The sequence below is a fragment of the Marinobacter segnicrescens genome, assembly GCF_900111555.1.
Taxonomy (GTDB): domain Bacteria; phylum Pseudomonadota; class Gammaproteobacteria; order Pseudomonadales; family Oleiphilaceae; genus Marinobacter; species Marinobacter segnicrescens.
In genome coordinates, this window is record NZ_FOHZ01000009.1 from 85,740 (window position 1) to 111,168 (window position 25,429).

A 25,429-nucleotide genomic window follows, 5' to 3' on the forward strand; every position below is an offset into this window, starting at 1 on the left:
CGAGCGCCTCCGGAAAGATCACCGTGGCGGGTGCCCCTCCACCGAAGCCACCAATCAACTCACCAAAAAAATCGTCACAGTCACTTCCGGCTAAAATACAAAACCAGCCGATCCCCAAGCATCTGCAACAGCTGCACAAACACCACCAACAACGCTACAGTAATCACCATAACGTCCGTCTGGAACCGCTGATAACCGAAACGAATGGCCAGGTCACCGAGACCACCGCCACCAACCACACCGGACATCGCCGCATAGGACACCAGCGTAATCGCCGTCACCGTTATACCCGCGATAATCCCCGGCAGCGCCTCCGGCAACAGCGCACCAAAAATAATCTGCCGCACATTGGCCCCCATCGCCTGGGTCGCCTCGATAATCCCCCGGTCCACCTCCCGCAGGGACGTCTCAACCAGCCGGGCAAAGAACGGGGCACCACCGGCTACCAGCGGCGGAATCGCCCCGGCCACACCCAGCGAGGTACCGATAATCATCACCGTCACCGGAATCATCACAATAAGCAGGATAATGAACGGCACCGACCGCAACACATTCACGATAAACGACAGGATGGCATAGGCCACCGGCTGCTCCAGCAACTGACGCTTGCCGGTCAGAAACAGCAGCACCCCCACCGGCAGACCGATCAGCACACTGAACAGCAGCGACATACCCACCATCACCAGGGTATCCCAGCTGGCCCAGCCGATTTCCACCCAGTCCACGTTCGTCAGCAGGGACTCCATCATCGCACCACCTCCACATGGACATCCGCCGCCTCGAACTCGGCCATCGCCTGTTCCAGGTTACCGCCCACCAGTGACAAGGTCAGCTGGCCGTAGGGCGTATCCTTGATATGGTCGATACGGCCCGAGAGGATGCTGAAATCCACACCGGATTGCCGGGCAACATGGCCCAGCAATGGCTTATAGGTCGATTCACCCCGAAACGTCAGGCGAAGAATCCGGCCGGCCGCATGCTCGAAATCCTGCTGCAACTCATCCCGGTCCACATTCTCGCTCTCAAACACAAAATCCCGTGTGGTGGGATGTTCCGGGTGCAGGAATACATCGGTGACGGCTCCCATTTCCACGATCCGTCCGCCGTCCATCACCGCGACCCGGTCGCAGATACGCCGCACCACATCCATTTCATGGGTAATCAGCACAATGGTCAGCCCCAGCTCCCGGTTGATCTCCGCCAGCAGGCGCAATACCGACTGAGTGGTCTGCGGGTCCAGGGCACTGGTCGCTTCATCGCAAAGCAGGATGGACGGCCGGCAGGCCAGTGCCCGGGCGATACCGACACGCTGCTTCTGGCCACCGGATAGTTGGGACGGGTACTTGTTGCCCTGGTCGGTCAGGCTCACCAGTGCCAGCAGTTCCGCCACCCGGTCGCGAATCTGTGCCTTCGAATAGATTCCGGCCAACTTCATGGGGAAGGCAATGTTATCGGCCACGGTGCGGGATGAAAGCAGGTTGAAGTGCTGGAAGATCATGCCCACCTTGCGACGGAAGGCCCGCAGCTCGGCAGCATCGTAGTGGGTAACGTCCTCACCATCCACCAGCACCCGGCCACCAGTGGGCCGTTCCAGCAGATTGATCAGTCGCACCAGCGTGGATTTGCCGGCACCGGAATGACCGACAATGCCGAACACCTCGCCGGTGTCGATGGTCAGGTCGGTGGGTTGCAACGCGGGGATCGCCCGGCCGCCCACCTGATAGGATTTCTGAACCTGGTCGAGTTCAATCACAGAGCACAAACCTTCCGTCAGGCACTGGCCGACACCTTGTGGGTACGGCACGAAAAGCCGCTGATTATAACGCACTCAAACCTGAAACCCGAATGTTCGTTTTTGTATCCGCAAGCACTGTCCGGCTGGGGCAACGACAGAAGTGTAGTACCATGAATCAATTGTGACATTACCGATCCACCATTGATCCAGAGGCTTTGCGCACTGTGAGTGACCCCACACCGCCAGGCTCAAGGATGACATCCACCCAGGCATGGGTTTCCTATCTGAGCCGCGTCGAGCTGCCGGTGCTGGCCAATACGCTCAAGCGTATCAACGAGCTTACCGACAGCAACAGCAGCACCGTCAACGAGTTGGCCGAGGTCATTATCAACGATGCCCAGCTCACTTCGCAGGTGCTGCGGCTTTCCAATACCGTGTTCTACAACCAGACCCGGGTACAGGTCAGCACCGTCAGCCGTGCCATTACCCTGATCGGTTTCGATTCGGTGAAATCCATGGCGATTTCGTCGCTGATCGTGGACTCCCTACTCAGCCGCAGCTCCCGTCCCCAGCTTCTCAAGTGCCTCGCACGGGCCATTCACGCCGCTGTGCAGGCCCGCAGCCTGTTGCCCAAACGCAACGAGCAGGCCCTGGAAGAAGTGTTTATCGGTGCGCTGTTGATGACCATCGGTGAATTGGCGTTCTGGGCCTGTGACACAGAACAGGCGGGCGAGCTCGCCCAGCGCCTGCGGGCCGGTGAGGATCCAACTGACGCTCAGAAGGCGGTGCTTCACACCACCTTCCCGGAAATTACCCGGGGGCTTGCAGAAGCCTGGGCCCTGGGGCCGTTTATCCGGGATGTGGTGTCTGCCAACCGGGCCAACTCTCCGGCAAGCAGTCTCGCACGCCATGCGGTAGCCATGGCCGAACTGGCGGAGGAAGGCTGGCGAACACCCGACATGGACCAACTGATGAACACCCTGGGCGAGGAGCTGGACGAAAGCCCCGCGGCGATCCGGGACCAGGCGCGCCTGAATGCCGGTGAGGCCGGCAAGGTGGCTGTGTCACTGGGCATACCACAGGTACAGGCACTGCTGCCCGGGGGCAGTGGTGACATGGAAGCACCGGCACCACCAGCCATCGACGCTGATCTTCAGCTGAGGATACTCAGGGAACTGGCCCAGAGCCTGACCGAAAAACCCGATCTCAATACCGTTTTCCAGCTGGTACTGGAAGGGCTTCACCGGGGTATTGGGCTGACCCGGGTTGCATTGTTGATGTCCGACCGTGATGGCCGCCAGCTGGTATTGCGGAAATGCATGGGACCACAGACGGAAAGCTGGCGCGATGGCTTACAGATCAACCGCGACGGCAGCGGTGCCCTCGGCCAGCTACTGCCTCACGGCAGCAGCACGGTTTACCGGCCACCCAGGAACACCACCGAACAGGATTTCGACCCATGGCTGGGGCGGGTGCCGGCACTGACCGGCCCCTTGCTGGCCAATGGCCGGATGCTTGGAATGTTCTATGCCGACTTCGGCGCCACGGGCAGCGAGCCCGCCGACGAACACCTGCAAGCGTTCAACCATTTCCTCCAACATGCCCAGTTGTGCCTGACGCTGCTGTCCAGTCAGTGAGTGGACTCACTGGCTGGCAGCTTGTCAGTCAGGGCAATACTTACCTCAATGAAGGGCACGCATCTGCCTTGGATAGAGCGCGGCACTCACTTCCGGCTCTTCCAGCAGGTCCGCCAGTTCACGATCAACATCGGTTTCCTCGCCCTCTTCCGGCAGCGGCTCGAACAGGGTATTAAGCCAGGAGGTCACCGAGGGTGCCTCTTCCCGCTCATAGTCATTGGACAGGGCACCAATGCTGCGAAAACCTATGATCCGCTGATGCCGGGGATCACGGATCTGCTCGAAACCGCGCCAGTAGATACGGTCCCGGGTATGAAGCTGGACGAACAGGGTATCGATGGGTTCCGGGGTGTCTTCCTTTTCCCGGCGTGCTTCTGCCTCGGCTTCGGCGCTGCGTTGGCGAATGGTGGTCCAGGCCGGGTACAGCAAGGCCACGGCGTCGGCCTCCACATGTTCCCGGGCAGCGCGCAGAATCAGGGCCCAACGGGCCTTGTCGGCATCGGTCTCAAGGGAGTTGATGGGAAGGTCGTAGCTCTGCTCACTGGACAGCACGATGGCCATGATCGGCGCATCCAGCTCACCCATGGCTTCCGCCTGTGCTACTGAAACCAGTTCTTCGATTGCCATCGGTTGGTTCATGGTACTCGCCTCCTCGATGCCATCTGAAAGGGGAGCCGGTGCGGATGCCGGCCCCGGAGAACGGGCAGCCTGGCCAGCTGCCCGTTAAACACAGCATAGCCTGTTCCACCCTCAAAAATAAACGTGGGAATGAAGGCAGCAGATCACAAGTCCACCATTAAACCTCACCAATACCCCGGTCCCACAGGCTTTCATACCGATTGTACCAGGGGGCAGCTTCCTCCAGTTGTGCCGCCAGCTGCAGCAAGCGGCCCTCGTCGCCATGTGGGGCTCCGAACTGCACGCCCACTGGCAACCCCTGCTCACTCCAGCTTAAAGGTAATGAAATCGCTGGTGTGCCGGTCAGGTTGGCCAGCTGGGTAAACGGCGTGCGGGCCAGGCTCTCCATGGCCAGCTGGTCGACGATGCCGCTTTTCAGCATCAGCTTGCCCGCGCGGGCCCGCACCAGCAGTTTCGATACCATCTGCATGGCTGGCGGCAGGTCCAGCTCGCCAATGCGGGCCGGGGGTTGTGCCGTTGTAGGACAGAGATAGAGATCATACTGGCCAAAATACTGACCCAGGTTACGGGCAAACTCATTCCATTGCTGACGCATACCCACATACTCCGGCAGGGGGAAACTACGTCCCAGCATGGCGAGCAGGCGCGTATCGAGCTCAAACTCGTCGTTTGCGGCGCCCCGGGCCTTTGCTATATCCATAAATACCGGCACTTCGCCGAAGTAAATGCCCAGGTAGCATCGCGCCAGGGCGTCACCATCCAGTTGTGGCCCGGCCTCCTCCACATGGTGGCCCAGCGCTTCCAGCTGGCGGGCGGTTGCTTCCACCGCAGCAACGTGATCGGGATGTACCTCGCCACCATAGGGTGATCGGGTGAAGAAACCAATGCGCAAGCGGCCCGGCGCCTGGGCGGCCAGTTCGGTCCAGGGCGTTGCCGGCGTAGCTATGTTGAAGGGCTCACCGACAGCGCCCCCGGCCAGCACGTCCAGCATACCCGCCGCATCCCGCACGGTGCGGGTGACCACGTGGTTATCGGCCGCGCCGATCCAGCTCTCACCAGCATAGGGCCCCCAGGAAACCCGACCTCGGGACGGCTTGAGCCCTACCAGGCCGTTGTAGGCTGCCGGTATGCGGATAGATCCGCCGCCATCGTTGGCGCCGGCCACGGGCACCACCCCGGCTGCCACGGCTGCTCCGGACCCGCCACTGGAGCCACCTGGCGTCAACCCGCTATTCCAGGGGTTACGGGTTGGCCCCCAGAGCTGAGATTCGGTGACTGCCTTGAGTCCGAATTCCGGCGTCGCCGTACGACCGATAAATACCAGGCCAGCGTTCCTGGCCCTCACTACGTAGTCGGAATCCTCCGGCATCACCCGGTTTCGCAGCCCCCGACTACCCATGGTACAGGGCTGACCCGCTTGTTCCTGCCCCAGGTCCTTCAGCAATATGGGAACACCAGCGAACGGACCATCATTGATACCCTGTGTCCTTGCCTCCTCGTACTGGGGCAGGCAGATCGCATTCAGGGTTGGGTTTACAGCCTCGGCCCGGACGATGGCGGCTTCAGTGACCTCAGGGGCCGACACTTCACCCCGGCGTATCAGGTCCGCCAGTCCCGTGGCGTCGTATTGCAGATAGTCGGAAACTTTCATGGTGTTAATCCGTTGTTGTTTTGATTCCGCGAGGTGTTGCGGTATAGGTAGCGGAGCGTACATCTTTTTGCTGTTACGAGTTTAGCAGCACCAAATTCACACGCCGACGAATACGACACACAACTCACCAATCCCGTCGGCCTGTTACCCATTCAGAGGAACCACATGGCTGCCCGGTCCATTCGCAATCCGATGCTGAAGGTGCTGCTGTTCGTGCTTTGCACCCTGCCCACGGTGGCCCGCAGTGAAGCACCGGCGCCTGTGGAAGACTGGCAGGCGATCATCCGCAGTGCGCCCTACTGGAGCAGCCAGGGTGTCTTCAACAATATCCTGGATATCCGCCGCTGGGTGCTGGAAGAGTCGGCGTATTGCTCGGACTCCGATCGCCACCTGCTATTCGATCACCGCGGCCGGTTCATCGGCTATATCAGCGACGGAGAAACCAGCGAAGAAACCCAGAACAAACTGAACCAGCAACGGGAAAAGCTCGCGCGCCAGGGGCGCGCCACCGGCTGGACACCAGGGGATGCCTCCACGACAGGCTACCCCTTTGCCCTGGGCTGCAATCAGCCACACGCCCGCCTCGACGAAGCCCTGGATCGCTACCTGGGCAAGGCACCCTCCGATCGCCTCTGGGGACGCTGGGACGACCTGGATTTCGCCAGCCAGGCCAAGCCAGGAAACCTTCACGAGGCACTGACCTATGTGTACGACACCCGGCGCCAGCAGCAGCGGCTGTCGCTACCCAGGGAGCTTCCCCGCTACCTGGCCGGCATGCTGCTGATTGAAAGCGGGGGACAAACCCGCGCCCATTCGGCAGCGGGTGCCCGCGGCATCATGCAACTGATGCCCGGCGTACTCGTCGATTGCGGGGTGGCAGAACGTAATCACTGGCACCGGCTGGCCCAGCTCGACTGCGCCATGAAGCTGATGAATCGCAATGCCCGCCTGCTGGAACCGGTTATCAACGACCACTTCCCGGAACTGCCGGAAGCCAAGCGTCAAAAGCTATTCACCCTGCTACTGATCCAGGCTTACCACGGTGGTGCCGCACGCATTGATCGGCTGATGACGGACGAGGAGCTGAACGGTCCGGCCAGGTACTTTGCTGAACACCACGAGCGCTTCAGCGCCGGTGACATCGCCTTCGGCATGGTGTTTCACAACCTGGGCCGGGATCGACTGGGCCTGGCATCCCTGTATTATGTAGCCGATGTTGAACTGGCAACCCGGGCACTCTGCGGCGACTCTTCGCTGAAAGATACTGCGTTCTGCCAGTCTCCCTGACGGCCTACCAATGGAGGATGTCTTGCTGTCATTCCTGCCGCCGGGCCTCGCTCCGGAGGTCGCGCTAATACTGCTGGCCTGCTCGACCCTGACATCGCTGATCACCGCCGCCCTGGGCGCCGGCGGCGGAGTCATGCTGCTGGCCCTGATGGCCATGTGGATACCGCCAGCAGCGATCATTCCGGTCCATGGCATGATCCAGCTGGGGTCCAATGCAGGCCGCATGGCGATGACCTGGCGCCATATTGACTGGCGGGTGATCGCAGCCTTCCTGCCCGGCGTCATTCTCGGCGCCGTAGCTGGCAGCCTTCTACTGGTACGCCTGCCCGCCTGGGTATGGCAGGTGACCATTGCCGTGTTCGTACTTTACCTGTGCTGGGGGCCGAAGCTCCCGCCACTGGCCATGGGCCGGGCCGGCATTTTCGTGGCCTCGGCCATAACCAGCTTTATCTCACTGTTCGTGGGTGCCACCGGCCCCCTGGTCGCAGCGTTCATTAAGCAGATCCATACCGACCGGTTCACCACCGTGGCGACCTTTGCCACTTCCATGACCCTTCAGCACCTGCCCAAGGCCCTGGTATTCGGCCTGGCGGGATTCGTATTCCGTGACTGGCTGTGGTTCCTGGCTGCGATGGTCGGCATGGGTTTCCTGGGGACCTGGCTGGGGCTGCGGGTGCTGGGCCGGCTGGGCAACCAGACCTTCCAGCGGGTGTTTAACCTGCTGCTGACCCTGCTGGCCCTGCGACTGCTCTGGCTGGCCTGGCTGCAGTGGGCGGCATAAGCCCTGGCGGCCAGGCGGACTGGCCAGGGGTCGGCAGTCCCGGCTATGCTTGTTACCATCAGGAATAACCTCAAGCACAACGAGCCAGGATCAACCCAACCACGACAGGAGGCCCCATGGCCAGCGATAACCTGCACGCCCCACGCGAGAAACTTTCAAAGAAAACCCTGCATATGCACCATGCCATCGTGTCACTGATGGAAGAACTGGAGGCGGTTGACTGGTATCAGCAGCGCGCGGATGACTGTGACGATGAGTCGCTGAAGGCCATCCTGCTGCACAACATGCGGGAAGAGATGGAACACGCCGCCATGGTGATCGAATGGCTGCGCCGCAATAACGACGACTTTGCCGGGTTCCTCAAGGAATTCCTGTACAGCGAAGGGGATATTGCCGACCACCACTGATCGTCGGTGGCAGCCAATACCAGCAGCCAGCCAGGCCAGTCGGCACTGCCGGGGCCGTTTACCGTTCAGGCTTCCGTAGACGGCACCGCAACCACCTGGTTCCGGCCCCGGGCCTTGGCGGCATAGGCACCTTCATCGGCCCGTGCCAATGCCTCCCTCGGGCTGCTGTCCCCGGCGTTCAGGTCGGTCAGCCCGATACTCGCCGTCACACCAAACCGGCGCCCGTCCTGCTCCAGTTGCAACGCCCCGATTCCACTACGAACCTGTTCCGCCAGGTCTGCTCCCCGTCCCAGCCCACAGGCAGGCAGCAGAATGGCAAATTCATCACCACCAAAACGTGCTACCGCATCCGTCTTGCGGACCACACCCTTGAGGATCTCCGACAACTGACGCAGCAGCTCATCCCCCAGCAGGTGACCCCCTTCATCATTCACCGGCTTGAAGTGGTCCAGGTCAATCAGCATCAGTACGGTGGGAACTTCCAGGGCGGAAGCCTGGGCGAGCCACTTCACCAGTTCGGTGGAAAAGGCCCGCCGGTTGAGCAGGCCTGTCAGGCTGTCATGGGTCGCCTGCCAGGACAGCTGCTGTTCCTGGCGACGACGCTCACTGTCATCACGGATCACAAAGATCAGGCGCTCATCCACTTCACCCCGGCTGACATGGAGCATGGTGATCTCCACATCCAGGGCCTGACCGCTGCGGTTACGCAGAATCCCGTCCATGCCATGAATCTCATCGCTGCCGAGGAAATGACCAGCACTCCACTGGTCGTGCTCGGTCTCGAACGACACCAGCTCGAAAAGGTGCGCTCCCACGAGCTCGTAGCCGCGGCCGAGAAAGTTCCCGGCAGCCGGGTTTGCATAGCGGATATTGCCCAGGGTGTCGGTCATCACTACCCCTTCCTGCAATGCCGACAGGATACTGTCACCTCGCTGCTGCTCTGCGCGCAGGCGGGCCTCAACTTCGGTACGGTCGGAGATCACCCGGTTGAAAACCTCGGCCAGCTCCCGTATTTCCTGGTACCCGGCCTCCTCCACCGGCTGCTCCCGGGTGCCCAGGTGGCGGGCGTGGATCTGCTCTGCCAGCTCCCGCAGCGGGTTCAGGTAACGGCGGAACAGGAAGAACGAGAACGGCAACATTCCCAGCACCACCATGGCGGCGATCCATGCCAGGTCTTCTCCCAGCCGGTTAGCCGGCCCAAAGGCATCGCTCAGTGGCCAGGTGGCGGAAACAAACCAGGGCGCCATATCCAGCTGCTGAACCGCCACCATCGCTGGCTCGCCTTCTCGGGTAACACCGCGGGTTACGCCCTCAAAGCCGTCGATCGCTGCCAGGTCAGCCGGGTTATTCCTGGCCACGGTTTCTATGCCACCGATCTGACCCTTGCGCACCAGCACCAGCCCGGAGCGGGAAGCCAGGGTGACGTACCCCTCGTTACCAATACCGGTGGCGCTGATTTCACTGAGAAAATTATTGGATGTCAGCACAATGGAACCGGCCAACACACCCACCAGGGAACCGTTGTGGTCAAACACAGGAGCAGTCATGACGACCGTGGGCAGCTCGCGCACAAAGGAGGTAAAGGGTTCTGATATCTGTGGGGTAAGCTGATCAACTGTATCCTGGAAATAGGTCCGCCCTGACAGGTCGGCACCCGCAAGCTCACCAACTTCCGGGTAGCTTTCCAGTACCAGGCCTTGCCTGTCGAACAGAAACAGGTGCTCGAACAGGTGGGAAATAGGCCGCTGCCGCTCCATGATCAGGCCGGAAAACTGGCGAAACGAGGTCTCATCCATTCGCACGGACTCTGCCGCTTCCGTGAGTACCCCAAAACGCTCGATGAGCTTGCGATCCAGCTCAGAGCCGAGCATTTCAGCGACGGTGGCAACCTGGCTCCGGGCCTGCTGTTCCAGCTCCTGGCGGCTGATTACCATGTTCACCAGGCTGACCACCACCACCGTGACGACGATAGCTCCGACAAACAGCACCAGGCCGCGATTGGCAAGTCGGTCAAACCACGCCCGGATCAAACGAACCCTCCACTGACGGCCTTTGGACCTTGTCTCTTCCGAACCCCATGAATCGATAAACTGTCTTCGGATTTGCGTCGCATTTGCGACAGTTTAGCAGACCGGGCAGGCCGGGTCCGGCCCCCAATAGCACTAGATCTTACTAATAAAAATTGTTATCGTTTGCGTTAAATTATCCATCAGGACGGACATCATGTCTGACTCTCCCCAACTTGCTGTCGCACAAAGCCCCCTGGCGTCCCTGATCGATATGGGCGGGCCGGTTATGTACGTACTGATCGCGCTGGCCGTACTGGGCTTGCTGACATTTTTTTACCTGATCATCACCGGCACCCTCTTCTCCCCACGCTCCGGTGGTCGCGTTCGCCGTGATGTTGCTCAGTGGGAGCAGGCCGAACGGACAACCATACCGGACCGGCCGACGGGCTTTTTCGCTCGCTGCAACCCGATGCACGGCCTGGCCCGCCGGGCAATGAGCGGTGTCACCCGGGGCGAACCGGCAGACATGCTCCGGGAGAACCTGGCTCAGGGCGCGCAGAAGGCGTTGCAGCCATTTGAAGCGCCCCTGAAAATCATCGAAGTCATCGCGGCCCTGGCCCCACTGCTAGGCCTGCTCGGTACGGTCATGGGCATGATGGAAGCCTTCAGCGCCATGGCTACAACAGAAGGACGTGCCAGCGCCAGCCAGCTCAGCGGTGGCATATACGAAGCCCTGACCACCACCGCCGCCGGCCTGGTGATCGCGATTCCCTTCGCAGCCATCGCTGCCTGGTGTGAATTCCGGCTACGTCGCCTGAACAGCCAGATGAATGAACGCCTGCTGGGCATCCTCAATTCGGCCCCGGCTAAAACCATGGCCAATGCCGCCCGGGGCACCGCCCGGACTAACGACAGTGCCCGCCAGGACACCTATCAGCCGGCCCGTGTCGCCCATGCCGCTGGTTAAGCCCAGGCCTGCGCGCCCCATGCCCATCCGGATGACGCCACTGATTGATGTGGTGTTCATCCTGCTGGTGTTCTTCATGGTCACCAGCTATTTGCTGCCCACCGGGTATCTGGAACTGGAGAACGACACCGCAGAGGGTCGAGGTGGTGACGGCGAGCCTCTGCCCCAGCTGCAACTCCAGGCGGATGGCCAGCTGCAGTGGGACAGCCGGGACTGGAGCCTTGCCGAGGTAACTGAACGCCTCGCCAGCCAGGGGCAACAGGAGGTACGCCTGGCCACCGACGGCGATGTACCCCTGGATCGGTTCACCCGGACCCTGAGTACCCTCGACAGCGCCGGCATCAAGGCTCACTGGAAACGCACCGCACCGGACAGCTCTACTACGCCACAACCATGACACCACTGACCCCGGAACCCTTCGAAGACAGCAAATCACTGCTGGAGCGTGTCGAAGACAGTCTGCTGCCGCTGATCAACCTGGTCTTCCTGCTGTTGATGTTTTTCATCGTGGCCGGGCAGCTGACCGATACTGTCTTGCCCGAACTGCCGGAAATGACGGCGGAAAACACCGACGAACAACCCGAGGCGGACCTGGTGGTGAATGAACAGGGGCAGTACCTGGTGGCCAACAAGCCCGTCACCCGGGAAGCCCTGGCGGATGCACTGCCTGCCCCTGATGAGGTGATGGAGCCGCTCCGGGTTGGGGCAGCAGGCGTTACCGCCATGAATGACCTGGAAGCGCTGTTCCGCGCACTGGAAGAGCTGGGGTACAGCGAGGTAATCCTGCTGACGGAGCCCGCGGAATGAGCCAGACCGCCAGGGCCATCATCCTCGCCGCCGCCATCGCCCTGACCGCCATGACCCTGTGGCTGGCCTTGCCCGGTGTTCCCACCCTGGAACTGCGCACGGAAGGCAATGCCAGTACCACGGCACCCGCCCTGAAGATCCAGCTGGCCGGGGCGCCAGCAGCCGAGGCATCCTCGGAGCCTGCCCTGGAGCCGAAACCTGTACCGGAACCCGAACCCGAACCCGAACCCGAACCCGAACCCGAACCCGAACCTCAACCTGAGCCAGAGCCAGAGCCAGAGCCAGAGCCAGAGCCAGAGCCAGAGCCAGAGCCAGAGCCAGAGCCAGAGCCAGAGCCAGAGCCAGAGCCAGAGCCAGAAAAGGCTCCGTCACCGGAGCCCGCACCGCAACCTGAACCTGAGCCTGAACCCGATCAGGCTGAAAGGGCCAGCAGTGAACGCACCACCGACACGGAAGCGGAAGCCGATGTGGATACCACCGAGCCCAACGAAGGCGCGGACGAGTCCACCCAGCAGGAACAGGTGGAACTGGTCGCCGGCGATGACAGCTCGGTGGACGAGTACCTCAGTAAGCTGACCCGCCACCTGGCCCGGTACCACGAGTACCCGCGCCGGGCCCGGCGATTGGGACAGGAGGGCACGCCGGTGGTCATCTTCGAATTCGACCGTAACGGACGCCTGCTCGATACCCGCTTGCGGGATTCATCGTCCCACGACTTACTGGACCGCGCAGCCCTTAAGCTGCTGCGGGATGCCAGTCCACTGCCGGAGGTTCCTGACAATATGAAGGGCCAGAGCTTTACCTATGCCCTGCCGGTGGGGTACAAGTTGCGGTAAAACCCAGGCCGCAGTTTCCGATCGATGACCTCCAACCTGCAAACCTGCCGGGCTATTGCCCGGCTGATGTGTACCACCACCGAGCAGGTGCTGTGGGATCACTACCGCCATCAGTTACACCCGAAGGCCGACCTTGCCTGCCGTGCCGGTTCCGGCCGGGCCACCTACCATCGATTTGATCACCGTGACAGGTGCCACCAGATCACCTATGGGGTACGCATGGTGGCCGCCAAGCAGGATCCCGTCACCGCTGCCGGCTGGTTGTCGACCCGGGAGATCCGCAGCCGGGGGTATTTCGGTGGCACGGTATCGGTACTGAATCTGCTGGCCCACACCTGTACCCATGAGTTTGCCCACCTGCTCCAGCAGCATGATGGCAAGCGTTACCATGGTTCGGTGCATAACCGTCATTTCTACGAACTGCTGGATCAGCTCAATGACAATGGCATGGCAGAGAGTGTTCGCCGCCACCTGGCACGCTCGGCCCATGAGCTCGGTTTGCCACTGGACAACCAGCCTATGGCCTTTCCCAGCCCTGGTCACCAGGCGCGGCGTTGGCAGCCCGGGGAAGCGGTGCGCTTTGGTGAGGGCGCCGCGGCGCGGGAAGGCATTATTCTGCGGATTAATCGCAAGACCTGTACCGTGGATGGCACCGGGCGCTCGCGGGGGCTTCGGTTTCGGGTGCCTTTTGTGATGCTTTCTGCCGTGGACTGAGGTTGTTTGTGTTCCTTGGGAAATTTTTCTCCCAGACTGCTGGCTGTGGGGGCGTGAGTTGCGCGGGGGGAGGCTTTTGTTCCGGGAAAATTTAAACTCGCTTCGCTCAGACAGATTTTCCCTGCACAAAAGCCTCCCCCCGCACACCTCTTGGGACTTTTTGCTGGACGCCGGTCGCTGGACACTCATTGCCTCGCTTGATTCGCCTGAATTAGACCGGGGCTGACGAAAGCCGGTGCTTTTCGATAGCCGCCTTGAGCTCTGGTGTGCAGGAGCCGCAGTTGGTGCCGCATCGGAGTTTTTCCCCCAGGGCTTCTACCGTTCCGGCGCCCGCTCCTATGGCTGCTGCAATCTGTTTCTCGCCAACACCGAAACAACTGCATACCACGGCACCGATATCTTCCGTTTCCACACTCCGGGCCGATAACAGGCCGCGCCGCTCCTGGCGGGAGAGCTCCCGGCCGTCGAACAGGGACGCCAGCCAGGCGGTGTCCGGTAAGTGGCTGGCGTCCCTGGCGACCAGCAGTACGCCGTCCAGTTGGCCATGCCTGATGCGGGCGGCGCGGAAGGTGCCTGCTGCGCTGTCTTCCAGCACCAGGTCCGGGGCGCCGCCCAGCCAGCGAGTTATGGTCCGGTGCCAGTCTTCCGGCTGTTTGCCTGCCAGGTACCAGGTGTTGCAGTGATGCTGGGGGACCAGGGTGTGGTAGTCCGCCTGCCAGCCCCTTGATGCCTCCCGGTGTCGCAAAAGGCGGGCGTGCCATCGGGCGGAAAGTGACGTCACGGTGACGAGACCGTTTTTGGAGTCCGGCTGGCCGGAGAACGGGTCCGTTACCGGGGTGATCAGGGCGCTGGCAAGCCCCTCGCCGGTGAACTGGTGGCTCCAGTGAATTGGTACAAACACTTCCCCCTGCCGCTGCCCGGGCTCGGCCCGTACCCGGCCGGTGAAGACGCCACCGTTTTCTGCGGTCAGGCTGACCAGGTCTCCTTCCCGGATGCCACGGGCAGAGAGGTCCAGGGGGTGTATGTCCACGAACGGTTCCGGGCGATGCTGGACCAGCCTTGGCGCCCGGCCCGTGCGGGTCATGGTATGCCACTGGTCCCGGATTCGGCCGGTGTTCAGCCGCATTTGCCCGGGGCTCACAACAGCCTGGCCCGATGCAGTTGCCTGAACCGGTATAAAACAGGCGCGGCCGTCCAGCGTGCTGTACCGGCCATCCCCGAACAGGCGCTTACTGCCTTCGGGTTGCCCCGTAGTTATCGGCCATTGGACGGGTGCAAGCTGGTCATAGGCTTCGTCGGCCAAGTCCGCCAGGCCCGACAGGTTGAACCGGCGGATGCCGTCGTTATTCAGGGCCGACAGGCGGGCGTGTTCCCGGAATACCGCGGCGGGCGACGACCATGCAAAGGCTTTCTCATAGCCCAGGCGCCGCCCCACTTCGGCGAGAATCTGCCAGTCCGCACGGGCTTCCCCGGTGGGTGGCCGGAAGGCGCGCTGGCGGGAAATACAACGCTCGGAGTTGGTGACGGTACCGTCTTTCTCGCCCCACCCCCTGGCCGGCAGCAGGATATCCGCCAGGGCCGTAGTGTCGGTGTGACTAACGCAATCGGAAACGATCACCACCGGACATCGGCTCATCGCTTCTCGCACCCGGCGACTTTGCGGCAAACTCACGGCCGGGTTGGTACCCATGATCCACAATACTTTGATCTCGCCCCGGTGGACGGCGTCAAACAGGTCCACGGCCTTGTACCCGGGTGCTTGCGGCAGGCGGTCCGTGCCCCAGAATTCGGCCACGGCTTCGCGGGCGCCCGGTATGTCGTAATCCAGATGGGCCGCCAGGGTGTTTGCCAGGCCGCCTACTTCACGACCACCCATGGCGTTGGGCTGGCCGGTCAGGGAGAGTGGACTGGCTCCGGGTTTGCCTACACGCCCCGTGGCCAGGTGGCAGTTGATGATGGCGTTGCCGTTATCCGTACCCACCACACTCTGGTTGATGCCCTGCGAAAAGGCCGTGACGGTGCGGGGCGTTTCTGTGAACCAACGATAAAAGCTCACAACGTCGTCCACTGGAATATCACAGGCCTCGGCCACGTTCTCTGGTGCAAAGGCCCTGGCCCGGGCCGATACCAGGGTTTCGTCGAAACCGCTGCAATGGGCGTCCACGTAGGCACCATCCACCGCCCCCGCGTCCGCCAGCCAGACCAGCAAACCATTGAACAGCGTGGTATCGGTACCCGGCCGGATGGCCAGGTGCAGGTCTGCCAGCTCTGCGGTAGCTGTGCGGCGGGGGTCAATAACTACCACACGGCGCCCGGGCCGGCCCGCCGCTTTCATTCGCTGGTACAGCACCGGGTGATTCCAGGCAGTATTGCTGCCGGCCAGCACCAGCAAGTCCGCCAGCTCCAGGTCTTCATAGCAACCCGGCACTACATCCTCGCCAAAAGCCCGTTTATGGGCGGCCACCGCCGATGACATGCACAGGCGGGAATTGGTATCGACATGGGGCGTTCCGATAAAACCCTTGGCAAGCTTGTTGGCGACGTAGTAATCCTCGGTCAGTAACTGACCGGACAGGTAGAAGGCCACCGAGCCCGGTCCATGCTGAAACATGGCCTGCCGGATAGCCCCGGTGACCTCATCCAGCGCCCGATCCCAACTGACCCGGCTACCCAGCACGCGGGGATGATGCAGGTTACCTTCAGAGTTCGTGGTTTCGTGCAGGTTGGCCCCCTTCACACAAAGGCGGCCGCGGTTCGCCGGATGAGCCAGGTCACCGGATACAGGTCGCTGGTCCGCCATAGGATCAGCCTTGCCGGGAGCGGCCAACAAGCCACAACCCACGCCGCAGTATGGGCAGGTGGTCCGGAGGGGAATTAAATCGGGAGTATTCACGGTAATAGCACCCATTCCTGTGGTCAGTTAACAGGCGACAAAAAAGCCTGACCGGCACATTCCCCGGAAGGATGCGCCCGTCAGGCTTCATTGCCCGCTGTTACCCTTCCCGGAACCATGACCGAGGAAGAGCCTCTGTATTTTCTGCTAGCAAGATCGGGGCCGGGCGACTACGTGACCCCAAGGTCCCTTTGACCAGCGCCAGGCAGCGCCTACGGGGTCCACTTTTACCGCAGCTGATTCGCACCCTGCTGGTGCATGGAGCACGAAAATGCACCGTCAGGTTCAGGCACTCCCCGCTCAAAAACCCTTCCAACTCTTTAAACGATTGTTTTTAAATAGTTTTGGAACCTGGCACGTTAGCTGCAATACCAGATTCAGGAGCGGTCCCCTTATCCTGGGATCACTTCCAGCACATTCAGAGTGATCTGCAGACATTGGCGTCTGCTTCCCGGTAACGGGGGGCAGGCGTTTTTTTTTGCGGTTAACAAAACACCTTCGGGGGTAGAGATGACAAGGAATCACGTACTGGCCATCACCCTGGCCCTGGGCCTGGCGGCGAATACAAACGCGGACATTGGCCCGGCGGAAAAGCCCGACCTGAAACTGGGCTTTATCAAGCTGACGGATATGGCGCCCCTGGCGGTGGCGTGGGAACAAGGCTTCTTCATGGACGAAGGGCTTTTTGTGGAACTGGAAGCCCAGGCCAACTGGAAGGTCCTGCTGGACCGGGTCATCGACGGCCAGCTCGATGGCGCCCACATGCTCGCAGGGCAGCCTCTGGGAGCCAGCATTGGCTACGGCACCCAGGCGGATGTGATTACCGCCTTCAGTATGGACCTGAACGGCAACGGCATTACCGTCTCCAATGACGTCTGGGAGATGGTAAAAGGCAACCTGGACCAGACTGACGACGGTAAGCCGGAACATCCGATCAGCGCCAGCGCCCTGAAACCCGTGGTGGAGCATTACCGGAACCGCGGTGAGCGCTTTCGCATGGGCATGGTGTTTCCGGTATCGACCCACAACTACGAGCTACGCTACTGGCTGGCCGCCGGCGGCCTGAACCCCGGTTACTATGCGCCCCAGCGGGGCGATACCAGCGGCACCCTGCAGGCCGATGTGCACCTGTCCGTTACGCCACCCCCACAGATGCCAGCCACCCTGGAAGCCGGGACAATCCAGGGTTACTGCGTGGGCGAACCCTGGAACCAGCAGGCGGTGTTCAAGGGCATCGGCGTGCCGGTGATTACCGACTACGAGATCTGGCCGAACAATCCGGAAAAGGTCTTCGGCGTGACCCGCCAGTGGGCCGAGGAAAACCCGAACACCCACCTGCGCCTGCTCCGGGCAATGATCCGCGCCGCCCACTGGCTGGATCAGGATAACAATGCCAATCGAGAGGAGGCGGTAAAAATCCTCGCGCGCTCCCAGTACGTGGGGGCCGACGAGGAGGTCATCGCCAATTCCATGACCGGCACCTTCGAGTACGAAAAAGGGGATGTACGAGAAGTGCCGGACTTCAACGTGTTCTTCCGTTACTACGCTACCTACCCCTACCCCTCGGATGCCATCTGGTACCTGACCCAGATGCGCCGCTGGGGCCAGATTGCCGAGGCAAAGCCGGACGACTGGTACATGAAGACTGCCCAGGAGGTCTACCGGGCGGATATCTACAAGGAAGCGGCCCGTTCACTGATCGAGGATGGCACCCTGCCGGCGGACGCCTTTCCGGACCTGGAGGCGGAGAACTTCGAGCGGCCACACCAGGGCGAGCTGATTGATGGCGTTCCTTTCACGCCCCGTGAGCCCAACGCCTATATCAACAGCTTCGACATCGGCCTGAAAGGCGACGACACGCCCTGAAGCCCATCTGAAGACGGAGAACGGCCATGAGCACCCTGAGTGAAACCACGTCATCCACCCTGGTCGGCCGCAGGCTGGCCCGCTTGGCGAGCCTTCCCAGTCCGGGCCAGCTGGCCACCAGGGCACAGCAACTGCTGCTGCCGCTGGTGGGCATTCTGCTGTTCCTGGGGTTCTGGCACCTGGCCGCTCCCCAGGTTCAGACTTCCCTCGGGGCTTTCCCGGGCCCGGTTGCCGTAGCGGAGCAGGCCAGAGCGCTCTGGCAGGAGCACCAGGACCAGCGAGCCCGGGCGGACAAGTTCATCGCCATGCAGGAAGAGCGCAATGCGCGGATTCTGGCGGATAACCCGGAGGCGGAGGTCAGAATCCGTGACTATCCCGGGGCGCCCACCTTTATTGACCAGGTCGGTACCAGCCTGTTGACGGTGCTGGCGGGGTTTCTGCTAGCCACGGTTATCGCGGTGCCCCTGGGGATACTGGTGGGATTGAACCGGTACTTCAACGCGGCAGTGAACCCCCTGATCCAGGTGTTCAAGCCGGTATCGCCCCTGGCCTGGCTGCCGCTGGTGACCATGGTGGTGTCGGCCACCTACGTCAGTGACGACCCGATGTTCGAGAAGTCGTTTCTGACGTCGATGATCACAGTGACCCTCTGCAGTCTCTGGCCGACGCTGATCAATACCAGCGTGGGGGTGGGCGCGGTCAGCCAGGACCTGGTGAACGTGTCGAAGGTGCTGCGGCTGTCGTTCTGGACCCATGTTCGCAAGGTGGTGTTGCCGTCTTCAGTGCCGATGATCTTTACCGGTCTGCGGGTGTCGCTGGGGATTGCCTGGATGGTGCTGATTGCGGCGGAGATGCTGGCGCAGAATCCGGGGCTGGGGAAGTTTGTTTGGGATGAGTTCCAGAATGGGAGTAGCCAGTCCCTGAGCCGGATCATGGTGGCGGTGCTGGCGATTGGTTTCATCGGGTTTTTGCTGGATCGCGGGATGTTGGTGGTGCAGCGGCGGGTGGCGTGGGACCGATAACAAACCCTGGTGAGATTCAGGCTTCGGTGCCGGAGCCCCGGGCAGGTACCTCTTTCCGGGACACGCGGTGAATACATCCCTGTACGCTCGACAAAAACATCCCTGTTTTTGACGGTCCCGGAAAGAGGTACCTGCCCGGGACTCTCCAACTATTGAGGTGACCTTCATGAGCAAAGCACATTTGGAACTGACCGGTGTTCAGATGGCGTTTGATACGCCAGCAGGGCCTTTTATTGCCCTCGATGATTTGAACCTGAAGATTGATAAGGGCGAATTCGTATCCCTGATCGGTCACTCAGGTTGTGGCAAGTCCACCGTGCTGAACATCGTCGCTGGCCTTTTGAAGGCGACCAGGGGCGGTTGTGTGCTGGACGGGCATGAGGTGAATGAGCCGGGGCCGGAGCGGGCGGTGGTGTTTCAGAATCATTCGCTGATGCCCTGGCTGACCGTATACGAGAACGTGGAACTGGCGGTGCAGCAGGTGTTTCGCAAACGTATGAGCAAGCGCGAGCGCAAGGAGTGGATTCTGCACAACCTGGCCCTGGTGCATATGGACCATGCGCTGGACAAGCGGCCCGGGGAGATTTCCGGGGGGATGGCTCAGCGGGTGGGGATTGCCCGGGCCCTGGCGATGAAGCCCAGTGTGTTGTTGATGGATGAGCCGTTCGGGGCTTTGGATGCGCTCACCCGGGCGCATCTGCAGGATTCGCTGATGGAGATCCAGCAGGAGCTGAACAATACGGTGATCATGATCACCCATGATGTGGATGAGGCGGTGCTGTTGTCGGACCGGATCATCATGATGACCAACGGGCCGGCGGCGACGGTGGGTGAGGACCTGGCCATTGAGCTGCCTAGGCCCCGGGATCGGGTGACGCTGGCGGACGACCCGGCCTATGTTCGTTACCGGCAGGCGGTGTTGTCGTTCCTCTATGAGAAGCAGCGGTTTCCCGGCAAGGAGCCGGCTTCCGAGAAGGATGACGGCCAGCAACAGCGTACAGGCGAAACCCGTCGCGGTTTGCGGGCTATCGCATGATGGCGGTGTTCAACGACGGTGCACAAATCCAGGGCGGTGAACGATCCGGGGGCATCACTGGTCAGCACCAAAACGCCACTAAACAGATAAGCCATTGTTTTAAAATTAAATAAACCTACTGGCACAGTACTCGCTTTAGCTAAGGCAAGGATGATCGTCCCGGCCATGGAGCGGCCGGACCATCAGGGGCACGTCAGCCGAAGATGGCTAGAGTATCCCGAAGTCTTCGGACTTCACCGAACATCGTTGTTGGCATTGGCGCCGGACCATCAATTCCCCTTTCGGGGATAGATGCTCCGGCTTTTTTTGTTTCGCCAACATCAACCACCCGGGAGCACAGCGATGAGCAGCGGAACACTGGTGATTTGCGGGCACGGCATGGTGGCCCAGCGGCTGCTGGAACACCTGTGTGAAGGTGGCCACCCCTTCAGCCGGGTCGTAGTGCTTGGTGCCGAGTCGGAGCCGGCCTACAACCGGGTGTTGCTGTCATCCGTGCTGGCCGGAGATGCCACGCTGGATCAGCTTCGGCTAAGGGACGACGCCTGGTTCGACGCGAACGGTGTCGAGCGCTATTACGGTGACCCGGTCACCACCATCGACCGAACCTATCAGCAGATCATCACTGCAGCAGGCAGGGAACTGGCGTACGACACGCTGGTGCTGGCCACCGGTGCCAGGCCGGCGCCCCTGGGCATCCCCGGTGATGACCTGGAGGGCGTGCTGACCTTCCGCGACCTGCGGGACACCCATCAGCTGATCGAACTGAGCCAGCGTCATGGTCGCGCCGTGGTCATTGGTGGCGGGTTCCTCGGACTGGAAGCAGCCGAGGGACTGCGTTGTCGGGGTATGGCAGTCACCGTGCTGCATCGCAACCCGCACCTGCTCAACCGGCAGTTGGACACCACGGGTAGCAAACTGCTGGCCGCCAGCCTGATGCAACGTGGCCTGAGCATCCGCACCGGCGTCAGACCTTGTGCGCTGCTGGGCAAGCGCCGGGTACGGGCGGTGCAGCTGGATGACAGCAACCTGGTCAGTACCGACCTGGTCATTACCGCCGCCGGTATTACACCCAATGCCGGGCTGGCCATTACTGCCGGGCTGGACTGTGGACGGGGTATCCGCGTCAGCCGCCAGCTCCGAACCAGTGATCCCGCCATCTTTGCCCTGGGGGAATGTTGTGAAATCGACGGGCAGACATTCGGCCTGGTGGACCCGGGCTATGAGCAGGCCCGTGTACTGGCGCAGGTGCTGAAAGGTTCCGACCAGGGCGCGGTTTTCCGGAGCACCACCCAGCCCACCCGACTGAAGATCAGCGGCATTCCCATCTTTTCCTGCGGCCAGACCCGACCGGATGAAAACACCGAATCCATCGTCTGGCAGGACCATGGCCAGAACCGTTATTGCCGTCTGCTACTGCGGGACGGTCGTCTGGTGGGCTCTGTGCTGTTCGGCGAAACCCGTGACGGCCCCTGGTATGCGGAGCAGATTCACAAAGGCAATGACCTTACCCCGTGGCGGGCGACCCTGGCCTTCGGCCGGGACTACTGCGAACAGGCTGCCTGAGCGACGGCGCCAACGTATTTGAGAGAGGACAGACCCATGAGCAACAAAACCCTGATCGTCATCGGTAACGGCATGGTCGGCCATCACTTTCTGGAGCAGTTCGCCGACTCCCCGGCCGCTGCCGGCTTCAACGTCCTGGTTTTCGGAGAGGAAAAGCAGCTGGCCTACGACCGGGTGCACCTGTCCGAATACTTCAGTGGCTCCACCCACGCTGACCTGGCCATGGGCACCGCCGACTGGTACCGGGAAAAGGGCATTGATCTGCACCTGCAAGAGCCGGTTACCGACATCGACCGGGAAGGTCGCGTCGTCACCACCCCTGAAGGCACATACCACTATGATGAGCTGGTGTTGGCCACCGGCTCCTATCCGTTCGTGCCGCCCATCAACGGCAAGGATAACGCCAACTGCTTTGTCTATCGCACCCTGGAAGACCTCGACCGTATCCGCGCCTGCGCTGAGGGCGCCCGTACCGGGGTGGTTGTCGGCGGAGGTCTGCTGGGGCTGGAAGCGGCCAATGCCCTGAAAAGCCTTGGACTGGATGCCCATGTGGTGGAATTCGCCCCACGCCTGATGCCGGTGCAGCTGGATGACGACGGCGGCGCCCTGCTCCGCCGCAAGATCGAACAGCTGGGCGTACAGGTGCATACCGAGAAGGCGACCACCGCGATTGTGGACGGTGAAAGCAGCCGCCTGCGCATGGACTTCAGTGATGAATCCTTCCTGGAAACGGACCTGATCGTGTTCTCCGCCGGCATCCGCCCCCAGGACACCCTGGCCCGTTCCTGCGGCCTGGAAATCGGTGATCGCGGCGGAGTCATCATCAACAACCAGTGCACCACCTCCGATCCGCATATCCACGCCATCGGCGAATGCGCCTTGTGGAACCAGCAGGTTTTTGGCCTGGTGGCACCAGGCTACACCATGGCCCGCACCCTGAGCGCCTTCCTCAATGACGACCGGGATGCAGCCTTCACCGGTGCCGACATGAGCACCAAGCTCAAACTGCTGGGTGTGGATGTGGGCTCCATCGGCGATGCCCACGCCCGGACCCCGGGCGCCCGCAATATCCGCTTTAACGACGAAAAGGCCGGCCACTACCGCCGCATGGTCATCAACGAGGATGGCAAGAAACTGCTCGGGGCCATCCTGGTGGGGGACAACAGCCATTACGATACCCTGCTGCAATACTGCCTAAACGGCATCGACCTGCCGGAAAACCCGGAGTCGCTGATCCTGCCGGAAAGTCAGGGGGGTGCCCCCACCCTCGGCCCCGACGCCCTGCCGGACTCCGCCTCCATCTGCTCCTGCCACAACGTCACCAAGGGCGACGTGTGCTGCGCCATCGATGCCGGCGCCACCGACCTGGGCGCGGTTAAAGCCGGAACCAAAGCCAGCACCGGCTGCGGCGGCTGTGCCGCCCTGCTCAAGAACCTGGTGGACAGCGAGCTGGAGAAGCGCGGCGTGGAGGTCAGCAAGGATATCTGTGAGCACTTCCCCTACAGCCGCCAGGACCTGTTCAACATTGTCAGGGTCAACGGCATCCGAACCTTCCGCACGTTAATCCGGCAGCATGGCAAGGGGCATGGTTGCGATATCTGCAAACCCACGGTGGCGTCCATCCTGGCGACCTGCTGGAACGAGCACATCCTGGCCACGGACCATGTTCCGCTGCAGGACACCAATGACACCTTCATGGCCAACATGCAGAAGAACGGTACCTACTCCATTGTGCCCCGCATACCCGGGGGAGAGATCACACCAGACAAGTTGATTGTGTTGGGAGAGGTAGCGAAGGAGTACGACCTGTATACCAAGATCACCGGCGGCCAGCGGGTGGACCTGTTCGGCGCTACCCTGGGCGAACTGCCGGAGATCTGGGAGAAGCTCATTGCCGCCGGTTTCGAGACCGGCCACGCCTACGGCAAGTCCCTGCGTACGGTCAAGTCCTGTGTTGGCAGTACCTGGTGCCGCTATGGCGTGCAGGACAGTGTGGGCATGGCGATCCATCTGGAGCACCGCTACAAGGGCCTGCGCGCGCCCCACAAGGTCAAGATGGCGGTGTCAGGCTGCACCCGGGAATGCGCGGAGGCCCAGAGCAAGGACATCGGTGTGATCGCCACTGAAAACGGCTGGAACCTGTATGTATGCGGCAATGGCGGCATGCGCCCCCGCCATGCGGACCTGTTTGCCACCGACCTGTCTGATGACGAGCTGATCCGCATCATCGACCGGGTCCTGATGTTCTACGTGCGCACTGCCGACAGGCTGCAGCGCACCAGTGTGTGGATGGAGAACATGGAGGGGGGCCTGGATTACCTGAAGCAGGTTGTTCTGGAGGACAGCCTGGGGATCTGTGCGGAACTCGAGCAGCACATGGCGGATATTGTGGGCACCTACCAGTGTGAGTGGAAGTCTGCGGTGGAGGATCCGCAGAAGCGCAAGCGGTTCCGGGAGTTTGTGAATGCCCCTGGGCAGAAGGATCCGGTACAGCAGTGGACTACGGAGCGGTTCCAGCGGCGGCCTGTTTTGGCGTCCGGGGAGGCCTGAGGCTTCGTCGTTAGTCTGCGGGTTGGGGGCGGGGTCGTTGGCCTGCCAGTTTGGGGGCTGGGGTCGCTAGCCTGCGGGTTTGAGGGCTGGGGTCGCTAGCCTGCCAGGTTGGGGGCTGGAGTCGCGCGGGGGTTCTTTTCTTCCGGAAATCGAAAACTCGCTTCGCTCAGACAACGATTCCCTGCAGAAAAGAACCCCCACACACCTCCGGCGGACTTAAGGGGTGACCCAAGGTAAAGGACAAGGACAAAGACAAAGACAAAGACAAAGACAAAGACAACGAAAGTAAAACCCGGTTTCTTGTTGAGAGCTGCAACCAATTCGATCACGGCGGGGTGGGGGTGGTCTTCCGCAGGGAAAAAAGGTGTCTGAGCCAAGCGAGTTCTTTTTTCACGGAGGAAGACCACCCCCACCCCGGCGCAGGCACGATATCAAACAGCGGTCTCCCAAAGCGCAAGGGAGCCGAACCGAAGAAAAAGGATACAAGCCATGAAAACCACGACCCAATGGAACATCGTCTGCACCGTAGACGACCTGGTACCAGAATCCGGCATCGCGGTATGGACCGATGATGGCCCGGTGGCCATTTTCTACCTGCCGCACCGACTGCCGGCGCTGTTCGCCATCAGCCACACCGACCCGTTCAGCGGTGCCAATGTCCTGGCCCGGGGTATTACCGGCGACCTGAAAGGCCAGCCCGTGGTGGCCTCCCCGTTGTACAAGCAACACTTCAACCTCGTCACCGGCCAGTGCCTGGAAGATGACACCGTGAGGGTAAACAGCTACCGGGTCCTGCTGGACGGCAACGCAGTGAGGCTGGAAGTCAGCAAGGCAAGGTCCATGGCGAAAGCCGCCTGATCACAGCATCACCTCCCTTCATTGCACGTGCTGCAACGCAGCGCGTAGAGGTCTTACCGGGGTTCGTTTCTGCAGTGAATCGTTGTCTGAGCGAACCGAGTTTTCGATTCCCGGAAGAAACAAACCCCGGCTGAGACTCCTGCACCGTAGCTATAACCAACCCGTTCCCAA

General features: G+C 61.5%; 21 protein-coding genes. 15 read left to right on the top strand and 6 right to left on the bottom strand.

Annotated elements, in window-relative coordinates; genetic code table 11:
• Positions 1-80: 80 nt before the first annotated feature.
• Positions 81-746, bottom strand: coding sequence for a methionine ABC transporter permease (locus BM036_RS10820; protein WP_091851851.1), 666 nt, complete (start codon positions 744-746; stop codon positions 81-83).
• Complete coding sequence (locus BM036_RS10825) at positions 746-1,753, bottom strand: methionine ABC transporter ATP-binding protein (protein WP_091851673.1); 1,008 nt, start codon at positions 1,751-1,753, stop codon at positions 746-748. Before BM036_RS10825 ends, BM036_RS10820 begins: the two co-directional genes overlap by 1 nt.
• Before the next feature lie 236 nt (positions 1,754-1,989).
• On the opposite strand from BM036_RS10825, the gene BM036_RS10830 reads away from it, so the two are divergent.
• Positions 1,990-3,372, top strand: a complete 1,383-nt coding sequence (locus tag BM036_RS10830) for an HDOD domain-containing protein (protein WP_091851676.1) — start codon at positions 1,990-1,992, stop codon at positions 3,370-3,372.
• Positions 3,373-3,417: 45 nt separating this feature from the next.
• On the opposite strand, the gene BM036_RS10835 is transcribed toward BM036_RS10830, so the two are convergent.
• Both BM036_RS10835 and BM036_RS10840 read right to left on the bottom strand, forming a co-directional pair.
• Positions 3,418-4,011: a hypothetical protein gene (locus BM036_RS10835; RefSeq protein ID WP_091851679.1), complete on the bottom strand. Its 594-nt coding sequence runs from the start codon at positions 4,009-4,011 to the stop codon at positions 3,418-3,420.
• 157 nt (positions 4,012-4,168) lie between these two features.
• Positions 4,169-5,662: an amidase gene (locus tag BM036_RS10840; RefSeq protein WP_091851683.1), complete on the bottom strand. Its 1,494-nt coding sequence runs from the start codon at positions 5,660-5,662 to the stop codon at positions 4,169-4,171.
• A 165-nt stretch (positions 5,663-5,827) separates the two neighbouring features.
• Here BM036_RS10840 and BM036_RS10845 point away from each other — a divergent pair, with 165 nt between their 5' ends.
• The 3 genes from BM036_RS10845 (at position 5,828) to BM036_RS10855 (ending at position 8,137) form a co-directional block, all read left to right on the top strand.
• Positions 5,828-6,949: a lytic transglycosylase domain-containing protein gene (locus BM036_RS10845; protein WP_245742578.1), complete on the top strand. Its 1,122-nt coding sequence runs from the start codon at positions 5,828-5,830 to the stop codon at positions 6,947-6,949.
• Between the two features lie 10 nt (positions 6,950-6,959).
• Positions 6,960-7,730: a sulfite exporter TauE/SafE family protein gene (locus BM036_RS10850; protein WP_091851686.1), complete on the top strand. Its 771-nt coding sequence runs from the start codon at positions 6,960-6,962 to the stop codon at positions 7,728-7,730.
• 116 nt (positions 7,731-7,846) lie between these two features.
• Entirely contained in the window at positions 7,847-8,137 is a 291-nt protein-coding gene (locus tag BM036_RS10855) for a ferritin family protein (RefSeq protein ID WP_091851689.1), read from the top strand.
• A gap of 65 nt (positions 8,138-8,202) precedes the next feature.
• On the opposite strand, the gene BM036_RS10860 is transcribed toward BM036_RS10855, so the two are convergent.
• A complete protein-coding gene (locus tag BM036_RS10860; protein WP_091851692.1) occupies positions 8,203-10,167 on the bottom strand; it encodes a sensor domain-containing diguanylate cyclase in 1,965 nt (654 codons plus the stop codon).
• Positions 10,168-10,360: 193 nt separating this feature from the next.
• Here BM036_RS10860 and BM036_RS10865 point away from each other — a divergent pair, with 193 nt between their 5' ends.
• The 5 genes from BM036_RS10865 to BM036_RS10885 are packed head-to-tail and all read left to right on the top strand — an operon-like array spanning position 10,361 to position 13,470.
• Positions 10,361-11,113, top strand: a complete 753-nt coding sequence (locus BM036_RS10865) for a MotA/TolQ/ExbB proton channel family protein (protein ID WP_091851695.1) — start codon at positions 10,361-10,363, stop codon at positions 11,111-11,113.
• Positions 11,100-11,510: an ExbD/TolR family protein gene (locus BM036_RS10870; protein ID WP_091851698.1), complete on the top strand. Its 411-nt coding sequence runs from the start codon at positions 11,100-11,102 to the stop codon at positions 11,508-11,510. Before BM036_RS10865 ends, BM036_RS10870 begins: the two co-directional genes overlap by 14 nt.
• Positions 11,507-11,920 (top strand): ExbD/TolR family protein, encoded by a 414-nt coding sequence (locus BM036_RS10875; RefSeq protein ID WP_091851701.1) that lies wholly within the window; start codon positions 11,507-11,509, stop codon positions 11,918-11,920. The genes BM036_RS10870 and BM036_RS10875 overlap by 4 nt, the downstream gene beginning before the upstream one ends.
• Complete coding sequence (locus BM036_RS10880) at positions 11,917-12,756, top strand: energy transducer TonB (protein WP_091851704.1); 840 nt, start codon at positions 11,917-11,919, stop codon at positions 12,754-12,756. The genes BM036_RS10875 and BM036_RS10880 overlap by 4 nt, the downstream gene beginning before the upstream one ends.
• A gap of 24 nt (positions 12,757-12,780) precedes the next feature.
• Positions 12,781-13,470, top strand: a complete 690-nt coding sequence (locus BM036_RS10885) for a hypothetical protein (protein WP_245742579.1) — start codon at positions 12,781-12,783, stop codon at positions 13,468-13,470.
• A 211-nt stretch (positions 13,471-13,681) separates the two neighbouring features.
• Here the strand turns inward: BM036_RS10885 and BM036_RS10890 are convergent, their stop codons facing one another.
• Positions 13,682-16,378, bottom strand: coding sequence for a nitrate reductase (locus BM036_RS10890; RefSeq protein ID WP_091851706.1), 2,697 nt, complete (start codon positions 16,376-16,378; stop codon positions 13,682-13,684).
• A gap of 495 nt (positions 16,379-16,873) precedes the next feature.
• Between BM036_RS10890 and BM036_RS10895 the strand changes: the two genes are divergently transcribed.
• From BM036_RS10895 to nirD, 6 genes are all read left to right on the top strand, one after another.
• The gene (locus BM036_RS10895) at positions 16,874-18,229 is read left to right on the top strand and encodes a CmpA/NrtA family ABC transporter substrate-binding protein (protein WP_091851709.1); all 1,356 of its coding nucleotides are present in this window, start codon (positions 16,874-16,876) and stop codon (positions 18,227-18,229) included.
• 26 nt (positions 18,230-18,255) lie between these two features.
• Positions 18,256-19,251 carry an ABC transporter permease gene (locus BM036_RS10900; protein WP_091851713.1) on the top strand — a complete coding sequence of 332 codons (996 nt, stop codon included), beginning with the start codon at positions 18,256-18,258 and terminating at the stop codon, positions 19,249-19,251.
• Positions 19,252-19,453: 202 nt separating this feature from the next.
• Positions 19,454-20,287, top strand: coding sequence for an ABC transporter ATP-binding protein (locus BM036_RS10905; protein WP_413774442.1), 834 nt, complete (start codon positions 19,454-19,456; stop codon positions 20,285-20,287).
• 342 nt (positions 20,288-20,629) lie between these two features.
• Positions 20,630-21,850: an NAD(P)/FAD-dependent oxidoreductase gene (locus BM036_RS10910; RefSeq protein WP_091851716.1), complete on the top strand. Its 1,221-nt coding sequence runs from the start codon at positions 20,630-20,632 to the stop codon at positions 21,848-21,850.
• A 36-nt stretch (positions 21,851-21,886) separates the two neighbouring features.
• A complete protein-coding gene (nirB, locus tag BM036_RS10915) occupies positions 21,887-24,400 on the top strand; it encodes a nitrite reductase large subunit NirB (RefSeq protein ID WP_091851720.1) in 2,514 nt (837 codons plus the stop codon).
• A 489-nt stretch (positions 24,401-24,889) separates the two neighbouring features.
• Complete coding sequence (nirD, locus tag BM036_RS10920) at positions 24,890-25,258, top strand: nitrite reductase small subunit NirD (RefSeq protein ID WP_091851723.1); 369 nt, start codon at positions 24,890-24,892, stop codon at positions 25,256-25,258.
• Positions 25,259-25,429: the final 171 nt, after the last annotated feature.